The sequence below is a fragment of the Tunturiibacter psychrotolerans genome, assembly GCF_051013365.1.
GTDB lineage: Bacteria > Acidobacteriota > Terriglobia > Terriglobales > Acidobacteriaceae > Edaphobacter > Edaphobacter psychrotolerans_A.
This window is the reverse complement of sequence record NZ_CP132941.1, coordinates 323,601-333,886: the sequence shown is the minus strand read 5'-3', so window position 1 is coordinate 333,886 and position 10,286 is coordinate 323,601. Positions and strand designations below refer to the sequence as shown.

At 53.5% G+C, this 10,286-nt stretch carries 3 protein-coding genes and 1 pseudogene; 3 read left to right on the top strand and 1 reads right to left on the bottom strand.

What is annotated here, in order from left to right:
• The first annotated feature begins 701 nt into the window (after nt 1-701).
• Nucleotides 702-1,682: a rhodanese-like domain-containing protein gene (locus RBB76_RS01320; RefSeq protein ID WP_429633236.1), complete on the top strand. Its 981-nt coding sequence runs from the start codon at nt 702-704 to the stop codon at nt 1,680-1,682.
• Between the two features lie 395 nt (nt 1,683-2,077).
• Nucleotides 2,078-3,228: pseudogene (locus RBB76_RS01315) on the top strand (IS3 family transposase).
• A 207-nt stretch (nt 3,229-3,435) separates the two neighbouring features.
• On the opposite strand, the gene RBB76_RS01310 reads toward RBB76_RS01315, so the two are convergent.
• Complete coding sequence (locus RBB76_RS01310) at nt 3,436-4,017, bottom strand: TetR/AcrR family transcriptional regulator (RefSeq protein WP_429633238.1); 582 nt, start codon at nt 4,015-4,017, stop codon at nt 3,436-3,438.
• A 2,661-nt stretch (nt 4,018-6,678) separates the two neighbouring features.
• Between RBB76_RS01310 and RBB76_RS01305 the strand changes: the two genes are divergently transcribed.
• Nucleotides 6,679-10,260, top strand: coding sequence for a carboxypeptidase regulatory-like domain-containing protein (locus RBB76_RS01305; RefSeq protein ID WP_429633240.1), 3,582 nt, complete (start codon nt 6,679-6,681; stop codon nt 10,258-10,260).
• Nucleotides 10,261-10,286 lie beyond the last annotated feature (26 nt).

The following is a 10,286-nucleotide window of genomic DNA, read 5'->3' as shown; positions in this document are numbered from 1 at the left end:
CCCCCTCCCGGCACCACTCACGTTGCCAAAGAGTTGCAGCGGTCACATCCATATGATTACTACCGTTGGCCGAAATATCTCTGGGAATGGGTTTCAGCGATCAGGCGCACTTTTCAAGAGGGTTCAACGGTATACCGGCTCGACACCGCTGGAGTACCGTCGCAACTTTCAACTCATACGACGTTAGGACCACCTGGCCCCAAGTTTACTCTAGAGACGGAGCATCACCGTCGCTCATGAAGAATCGATAGCTAACGACAAGTCGAATGTCTCTCATTTGTGTTTCCGGGCATGCGGCTCAGGTTGGATTAGTTCCAAGTCGGGTTATCACCTACTGAGAAGGAATGGCGAAATCAGTGAAGCCAGCCGAAATCTGACCGACAGAGATAAGGCGGCATGTCAGATCAGTTCGGTCGACTCGTCGGCCGCGAATCGCTGGGTTATGTCCACAAGCGTGCGCCTTGGTCGCGCTTAAAGCATTGACCCGATTCTCCCGGCCATGCTAGGGTCACTGTATGTCGTCTCTCCTGCTTCATTGTTGTCGCTGCGACCAGCTCTTCGTTGGGTGAGCAGCGACATCTCAGATATCTCTGAAACGCCTTCTCCAAAGCTCATCCGAATTACTCCCATAATTTTGCCGTGTAACCGTCAACAAGCCGTGCGAGGACTTGTTTGGGATGGTTCAGCTTTGGAGAGATTCCATGCAGGTTGCAACAGAGAAGCGACCTTTGGGGGAGGTGAGCACCAGCACATTGGTAGCAGCGCCGAGCGTGGCCGGCGCAGTCTCGAGAACACCTGCGGAACTCGCCGACATCGTTTCGCAGTTCGCATCGTCTGACGGATGGATGGATCGGGTGCGTCTGCGCGCCGAAGGACGCTGGTATGAGCGGCTGTATCACGGTCCGGACTATGACATGTGGGCGATCAGCTGGATGCCTGGGCAATCCACCGGCTTCCACGACCACGGTGAGTCCTCGGGAGCCTTCGTCGTGGCGACGGGGATTCTTGAGGAGCATCGTCCTGGTAAGCAACCCCTAGTGATACTTCCCGGCCAGTTGCGCGCATTCGGCCACGACTACGCGCACGACGTTCGTAATGTCTCCCTCGCACCGGCGGTGAGCATTCACGCATATTCGCCTCCGCTCAACGAGATGAACGAGTACGAGTTGGATGGGAGTCGACTGGTATCGCGCGAACGCGCGACTGAGCGGACTGAAACGCTTGATCAGGAGTGGCAAGCACAGAGACGAAAGCCCGAAAACGGGGTAGGGGCTCTGAGCATTGAGCAGAAGCTTTCGACGGCACGCTCCCGATTGCAACGGCTATCTCCGGATGAGGCCTATGAGAGGGTGGCAATAACAGAGGCAATACTCGTCGATATTCGTCCCGAAGGCCAGCGCGAGATTGAGGGCAGTGTTCCGGGGGCGCTGATTGTCGAGCGTAACGTGCTCGAGTGGCGGTTCGACCCGGCATCCAGTGCGCGGCTGCCGGTTGCAATTGATCATGACCTCCAGGTGATCGTGTTGTGTTCCGAAGGCTATACCTCAAGTCTCGCGGCCGCATCTCTGCAGGATCTCGGACTCTGGCGTGCGACGGACGTAGTTGGCGGATTTCATGCGTGGAGCGCAGCGGGTCTGCCGATTGTGCTGCCGGGCAAGGTTTCCTTGGACCGGGCCTGTTGAGGAACGGCATGCTCAATTGGGCGACTTTGTTGGCATGGTCGGGTGCACGAATGGCTTGACCAGCGGTAGGACGGGAGTTGACCGAGTCTTCATCGGACGAAGCAGCTCTCCGATTGAATCAAGAGGCGAATGTGTGATGTGCAATATGCGGTTGGCTGTTGCACTCGCCGAGTGCCTAAAGGTAACTGACGTCATAGCGCAAACAAGAGCCACGGAAATCAGCGAGAAAAAGGGAATTGCCTGAGACAATTCCATAGGAGTTTTCGAAGTAGCGCATGTTGGTGGAGTGCCCGACTTGAAATGTGCCAGTGGAGAAGAGAGACACTGGACAAGGAGAGCATATGGGACGAGGCAAGAAGTACCAGCCTGAGCAGGTGGTAAATCTGTTGAGGTAGATTGAGGTAGTGATCGCGAACGGGAAGACGACTGCTCTGGCTTGTAAGGAAGCCGGTATCGTTGAGCAGACGTACTTCCGTTGGCGCAAGGAGTACGGTGGGCTGCAGGTGGACCAGGCGAAGCGGCTGAAGGAGTTGGAGCAGGAGAACTCGAAGCTGAAGCGTCTGGTGGCGAACCTGAGCCTGGATAACCTTGTGTTGAAGGACTTCGCCTCGGGAAACTTCTAAGCCCTGAGCGACGACGCATCGCAGCAGCTCATGCACAAAAGAAGCATGGGGTGACGGAGCGCAGGGCGTGTCGGCTGGCCAACCAGCCTCGCGGCACGCAGCGCTATCGCGCGATACGGCGTGAAGACGAAGATGTCACTCACGCAGGCGATCATCCAGCTTGCCAGCCAGTACGGCCGTTACGGGTATCGCCGGATCACGGCACTGCTGAAGCGAGTCGGCTGGCGGGTTGGGAAGGACCGCGTGGAGCGTATCTGGCGTCGCGAGGGACTGAAGGTACCGCAGAAGCAGAAGCCACGAGGACGACTGTGGCTCAACGACGGCTCGTGTGTACGGCTCAGACCGACACATCGTAACCACGTGTGGAGCTACGACTTCGTCAGCGCGCGGACGCATGATGGTCGCAGCGTACGGCTTCTCAACCTGATCGATGAACATACGCGCGAGAGCCTGCTCGTGCGTGCAGAACGCCGCGGGTCCACCGCAGGGTCATCTCTGCACTGGCTGATGTCATGGTGCTGAAAGGAGTGCCGGAACATCTTCGATCTGACAATGGGCCGGAGTTCGTAGCTAAGGACCTACGAAAATGGCTGGCCAAGACAGAAGCAAAGACGTTGTACATCGAGCCTGGCTCTCCCTGGGAGAACGGCTACTGCGAGAGCTTCAACTCCACGCTGCGGGACGAGTTCCTCAACGGTGAGATCTTCTACTCGATGAAAGAACTGCGCGTGCTGGCCGAACGCTGGCGCGTCCACTACAACACGATCAGGCCACACTCCTCGCTCGGCTACAGGTCGCCGGCACCGGAAGCATGGCTGACTTCCAACACGGGGCATGGAGAAGTGGAAACCGCTACGCGCTTCCCACTTCTCCACACCCCCGACGGCGGCTATCTGAACTCAGAAATAGCTGCGTTACACTAACTCATCCAACGGCACAAAAGATCGGGCACTCCAGGTTTGCTCAGACCGTAGAGAAGAAGCCTCAGGTGGGGGCGCCCGTCTGACCAGCAGTTATCATAGACAGTCTGCAAACCTGAAAAAGGTTGCGCGTTAAAGCAAGCCTGTGGGAACGCTGCCGCGATCGGAAGATACTTAGTGCTCTTCGAACGGCCCTGGCGACTAAATAGGTTAGGAAGCTACTGTATCGAGATAGGAGTTGAGGTGCCTCCCGGCTCCTTTGAGAAAGCCTGATCTCCCATCTATACGGTCTAGGGCCATCGCTCCCTCAAGCAGAGCGATCATAAGGGTAGCCGCTTCTTGAGGGTCAAGTCCCGCCCTTATCTCCCCTCTGTCCTGACCATCTTTGAAGATTTGTTGTAGATACAGGCGCCATTCCTTGAGAGCTTTTCGGGCCATTTTCCTAAGCGCCGGATTGCCGTTATCATTATCGGTAATCGCGTTGAGCAGAGGGCACCCACCGTCAAATGACGGGAGTGACACAACGTTTGCGACATGGACTTTCAGCTTCCCGATCGTATTCGGGATATTATCCATCTTCGCCATTCGCGCGCTGCCGGTTTCGTTCCACGCATATTCGAAGGATGCAACAGCAAGAGCCTCTTTATTGGGAAAATGGCCGTAAAGGCTTCCCTTTTCCAACCCGACCGCCTCCACAATATCCTGCATGGTGCAGCCTTCGTATCCCTTGCGATTGAAAAGCGGGGCAGCCTTGGCAATGATCCTGCTCCGAGTCTCCGTTCCCTTGCTCATATCGATCCCAATCTCTCCTTTTAGTGTGACATGACAACTAGCTTGAGATTTTGATGTCAATGACCTCAGGCGGATGTTACAGACCATCGACAGCTTCCCCAACTTTTGTACCGCGACTGACACTATCATCCAACCGTGCGGAATGGGTGGTGGTATCGGCGCAGAGTAGCGGAGCTATCTTCACATTAATACAGGAATAAATCCTCACCAGAAAATTATCTTTGGTCATGATGTAATCCTCAGCCCCGCTGCGTAATCCCTCCAAGGTACTTGTCAGGTCCGCCGTTGGGAACGTTGTTTGCCTTGCTCACGCAACAAGGCCGGCTTGCAACGCTCACAGGTGCCGCAACCGTCGCGGGCGAAACCTCCTTCGACTTGGTAGTTAACCTTGAAGCCGGTGAGCGCACCTCCCGCCGTTAAGACTAAGACACGGCATGTAGTCTCATGCAACACGCGGTGTCGATATCGGACCATTCAACAAGTACCAGATGAATGTCAGAATGGCGGACGCCTCAGGACAGAACCTCGTTCTTAGTGTCGTCATCCAGAGTGCGCCGCTCGTACTCCAACGGCCGTGCTAAATACCGCCCGTCGACTTACCAGCATAGTGTTACCAAGGCTTCTAGCTCCTGGATCATTCTGCGCCAAGGAATTCAGGGTACTTCCACTGTGCTGAGCCAGCGACGGCTGCGGTTGTCCTCACAAAATACAGTCCCATGGAGTCGTCTTGACGACCCCATCGTGATGACGTCTACGGGACCGAAACTCACCATCGCAATTCCTTACCCGTGGATAAACACTCCCGTTGGAACCATCGGGCCGAGAAATGCCCGGATGAGCTCAATTGACGTTAATATTCGTGGCTTTCAATACATCGGCTACGTGAACCGTCAACTGATCCAGTGCGGCTTTCGACGCATTGTAAGCAAAGGCCTCGTTGGAATGATTCAACTTCCGGACATGGCCTGAAACGTAACGAGCTGAGGATGGTCGAAAAAGATTCATGATGCGGCCTGCTGCGCTTCTTGAGCAGCGGCAAACTCGCGTGTGGTTCAACCACACAAAGCTCCCTTTGCTGCTTGCTATGTCATTGTTTCAATCACAATGGTGATGCTTTTTTGCCCAAGCTGACGAGCTGTCACAAACCCGATTCTGCGGCGTGCTCCCGAGATGAAGGCTATTTTCTTTCGATAGGCACGTTTCTGCCTTCTGAACTATTTGATGGAACTCTTACTTCGCCCGACTCAAAAACGCGACTGGTCGGAATCTTTGTGTGAAACGGAAGGACGCAGAAGACGTTACCGTTCATCGACCAGCCTTGGCCAGGAAACCACGAGATTAGTTATGCGCGTTTGCCGAGCTCGCGGCCATGAGAGAGTATGGGGCTCAGGCCGTACGAATTCCTGGTGGCTCGTGATCGGCATCCAGCCGCCGCTACTTATCAAGGAAATTCTTCTGCTTCAAAACAATGAGACATATCCGTCCTATTCATGGATGAAGCACCGGTTCTTATGCCATATACCGGTTTTGTCTCCATAAGTGTTACTTATGAGACCTGCTTTTGACTCAGATGTGTCGTGTGGACTGAGATCTCTACGTCCGGCGGGATTTCTGGCTCCAAAATTCAGATCGGGATTGCGGATATCGCTTTTCCGCTCCCTTACGATTCGGAGATATGATTTCCGTTGCTAACAAGACTCTAGACGTCTTCAAGTCGGACGACCACCTCAAGAACCACAGCGTTGAACCTGTCTTTTTTGATAGTGCGTTACCCCCTCAGGAGGGGTAGGTTAATGGTCAAGCCGTAGTTTCGGGGAGCCTTACGGGTCCGAGGCCGCGCTTCTCCGGAGCATCAGAAGACTAACGTCACATATGATTCGAAAGAAGGATGGTCCAGCCGAACGGGCAAGAGCTGCCGATTGTCCCTCTAGAGTAACTGTCGCATCCTGCTGCCTGTAGGATCTCGCGATCTCAGCACCTAACTAAGGACGTGCCCTCAGAGCATTGAATACAAAATACCGACCGTTCGATAATTTAATACGAGAAGACAAAAACGTGACAACTAAACGCGGGCCTTCGGCTAATACTATATTCAGTCGGATTTTCCTGAGCACGTGACTTGCTGCTACGCAAATGCGTTCCATCAATCCTGCCTGCGGCATCTGAGGATTCGTTTCCTATAGTTTTGGGCGGGTCACTCTGCTGTACTTCTTGCCCGTTTCCGCGAGCAATTCTTATTCGACTGCATGTGGCTGGCTCTCTTAACAAATCAGGGGATACGTGGATCACGACGGTGATCGGATCTGGTACGGAACGGTCGGTGAGGGCGAGCCAACTGTTCTTTGTTCGTTGAAACTTATCTGAGTTCTGGCCTTTACAAAAGCTCGACTGGTCGGAAACTGGCTGACTCTTGCGCGGCCGCTCGTATTTATTTTTCAGGTGGCCAAAAGTTTCATACGGAGAAGCCAATGTACAGAAAAGCATATTGTTCCAAGCATCAGAATCCGCATTTCGAAAGTTGCCGTGACACATCACATCTGATATATCAGATCTTTACTGTTATTTGAGAATGGCTTCGCAATTGCACACGTGAAATTCAGCACCTTCTCTACCCGGTCATTGAATGCATGAATTCGTATTAACAGTTCGGAGAATAAATAAATGAAAAAAATAATAGTGTACGCAGTCCTCCTCTTCGTTACGGTTGGTATCAGTTGGGGGCAGGCTACGTCGGTAAATGGCGGATCGATCCAAGGAACGATCACGGACTCCTCAGGCGCAGTTGTAGCCGGTGCGATTCTTACCATTGTCGATCCGGATACCGGTCTGAATAAGACGGTAAAGACGGACTCAGCTGGTTTCTACAGCGTCGGTCCACTCAATCCAGGCAACTACACGGTCAATGTGACTGCAGAGGGTTTTAATCGCTTGTCTACTAAGACAGTGATACGTACTGGAACGGCCACGAGCGGCAGCTTTCGGCTGCAGCTTGGCTCGACCACTGAGACGATAGAGGTGAACGCCACGGCTCTTCAGGTGAACACCGACCAAGCTGGGGTTAGTGACGTCATCACCAAAGAACAGATCGATTCGCTACCAGTGAACGGGCGCAACTTTCTAGATCTCGCTCAGATTGAGCCAGGTGTCATTCTTCAGAGCGGCGAGTCGTTTGATCCGACGAAAGCTGGTTATTCTGCTATTTCGACCAGTGGCATTTCGGGTCGTACGACACGCATCCTTCTGGATGGGCAAGATATTACAGACGAAACTGTTGGAACGACGATCTTCAACGTGTCGCAAGGCGCTATTGGAGATTTTCAGCTTAACCGCTCAACGCAAGACGTCTCAGGCGATGTCACTTCCACCGGTCAAGTGCTGGTCTCGACCAATTCCGGAACAAATGCCTTCCATGGCCAAGCTTTCTATCAATTCCAGGACCACGATGCGCTATTTGCGAGAACTCTGGGTGGCCTCGATACCCCATTCCAACGCAATCAATTCGGTGGAAGTGTTGGTGGGCCCATCATCAAGGACAAGCTCTTCTTCTTCGGAAATGCGGAGCGTATTAAGCAGGAGTCTCCACTCGCCGTTCCGCTAGCTTCGACCTTTGCGGCAATCAAGGCTGCTTTCCCTTCGGTTCCGTCTCCTTATAGAGAGACATATTCGACGGTTCGTCTCGACTATAACGGACCTAAAGGGGTGCATTTTTTCGCTCGCGCCAACTACGACGTGAATAGTTCCAGTTCGAACTTCGGCCAGGGCTACGAGATCTACAACAATCGGGATAACACGCCAGGTCTTGCCGGAGGAGCCGACTTCTCCACTGGACATTTCACCCACTCTTTCAGAGGCAGCTATGAGAAGTTTCATAACCTCCTGCTCGACGGAACCCTAGGAAACAATGCCGTCTATAACGGTTTCCCTGGTTTGAACTTCCGGCTGGCAACGGCCAATCTCTTCTCGGGCCCGAACGTCGATGCTCCTCAAAATACTTTCCAGTCGGACAAGCAGGTTCGCTACGACGGTAGCTGGACTAAAGGCTCCCACCTTATTCGCTATGGTTATAGTTTCAATCGCATTCTTGGCGGTGGCTTTGCGAATTTCTTTGCGCTCGCTCCCCGTATTACGCTCCTCACCAGCACACAACTTGCGAATTGTGGGGGGGATCCTAGTCAAGGACCCTGTCCTTCAGATCCTTTGAATGGGTATTCTGCGTCGACAGCACGTTTAGGAAATGGTCAAGGCTTCTCTACAGAGAAACCGGGCTTCAATCTGCCGGGCGGTGGAACTGAAGACTGGCGTCAGGGCGCCTATATATCCGATAACTGGAAGATCCGACCAAGCTTCACGCTGACCGCGGGTCTCCGCTGGAGCGTGGACACAGATCGAGCGAACCAGGATCTGCCGACTCCGCTTTGCTCCGATGTAGCCCCCTCGCTTACCGCTCCTTGTTCCGGAAATGCACCTCTTCTTGACCAGTTCTTCCCCGGCTTTGGCAAGAAAGTGCACCAACCCTACGCGAACTTCGGACCTCAGCTTGGCTTCGCGTTTAGCCCTGGTGACCATAAGACTGTCGTCCGCGGAGCTTTTGGTATCTTCTACGAAAGCGACGTCTTCAACAATACTACTAACGCGCGCGCAAATATGATCAAGACGGGCCTGTTTGAAAACGATCTATCCATCTGTGGCGGCGCCAATACACTGAGTTTGCCTGATGGCACGGTAGTGTCTGAGGATGGTGGAGTTTCTATCGCGACAATTTGCTCAGAGCCTCTTAGCCAATCCGGTCAGCACTTTATTAATTTACAGAACAGATTCCAAGCTGTGACGAAATCGGTGGGGCCTGCCAGTAACGGCAGCTTCGTTGGAAACACCCTCACTGTTAGTAGTTCAGCCTACGCTGCTCCCTATCGAACCCCATATTCTGAACAGTGGAATGGCGGTATTCAACGCGAGCTCTTTAAGGGGGGAATACTGTCGGTCGATTACGTCCACAATTCAACGCTTAAGATCCCACAGCAGATCGATGTGAACCGTGACGGCGCCGCCCGTACACTTAATCCTACGGCGGCTCGAAACGCCATAACCGCCACAACCATCGCCCGGGGCTGCGCCGGAGGAGCAAGTGGCGCGGCGATCAACTGTTCTATTGCCGCCGGAGCTTCGATTATTGACTTTGCCGGAAATGGTCTTGATTCGGGTAACAACTTTCTCAGCGCCAACCCTGCTTCCTTCAAAGGCGAGACTGTTGCAACAGGGGCAGCGTTTCCGGGGATCAATCCGCTTCTGGGCGAAGGCCTGTTTCTCCTTCCTGTCGGTCGTTCAGGGTACGATGCGTTGCAAGTCGTTCTTCGTCAACAGAAGGCACACCCGGCTCCCGGAATCATGTCTTCCAATGTGCAGATCTCATACTCGTTGTCGCGTATCGTTTCCACGGCAAATCCTGCGATCAACAACGGTAATACCGGCATCGGCGATCAGTTCTTCTCGTCTTCATCGTATGACTACGACCATCCCACAGCATTCCAGGGGCGGAATGGATTGGATCATACTCACCAGGTTTCTTTCGGCGGTTCGGCAACTTTGAAGTACGGCCCGCAGATCGGGATCATTGGCCATTTTTATACAGCAGCAGCGTCTGATCTGAACCTCGACAACGGTGGAATTACTGGCGATTCTACGGCTGGCATCTTCATGTCCGATGTGACTGGCGACGGTACCATCGGCGACCTGGTTCCTGGAACGAATCCTGGGGCGTTTATGCATCAGTTCAATGGGAGAAACCTAAATAAGTTGATCTCTCAATACAACGCAACGCAGGCTGGGCAGCTAACGCCGGCGGGTCAGGCTCTGGTCGCCGCAGGGTTGTTCACACAGGGGCAACTCAGCGCTCTTCGGGCCACACAGCAGCCGATCGCACCGTTACAGGAAGCGATCGGACCTCAGAATTCGTTTTATCGGAGTCTTGACTTGAACGCTGCCTACCCAATTCGACTAAGTAGGTTTCGGGAAGGCATGTCTCTGGTACCAGCAATCGCATTCTACAACGTTGGTAACTTCTCAAATTTCACCGACTATAGCAATGGCACCTTGGCAAACACCACAACCGGCAATTCCATTGGCCTGCTAAATGGTCCAAATGGCTTCGATGTTCACGATCAGAATCGCGTCCAGCGCGGTTCAGGTACGTCAGACATCGGAGGTCCCCGTACGACGGAATTCCAACTAAAGTTAAACTTCTGATTGATTATTTATCTATTCCAAAGTGG

Bases quoted from the DNA above. Each gene is read 5' to 3' on its own strand.
- RBB76_RS01320 (WP_429633236.1), top strand. From the start codon at position 702: ATGCAGGTTGCAACAGAGAAGCGACCTTTGGGGGAGGTGAGCACCAGC.
- RBB76_RS01310 (WP_429633238.1), bottom strand. From the start codon at position 4,017: ATGAGCAAGGGAACGGAGACTCGGAGCAGGATCATTGCCAAGGCTGCC.
- RBB76_RS01305 (WP_429633240.1), top strand. From the start codon at position 6,679: ATGAAAAAAATAATAGTGTACGCAGTCCTCCTCTTCGTTACGGTTGGT.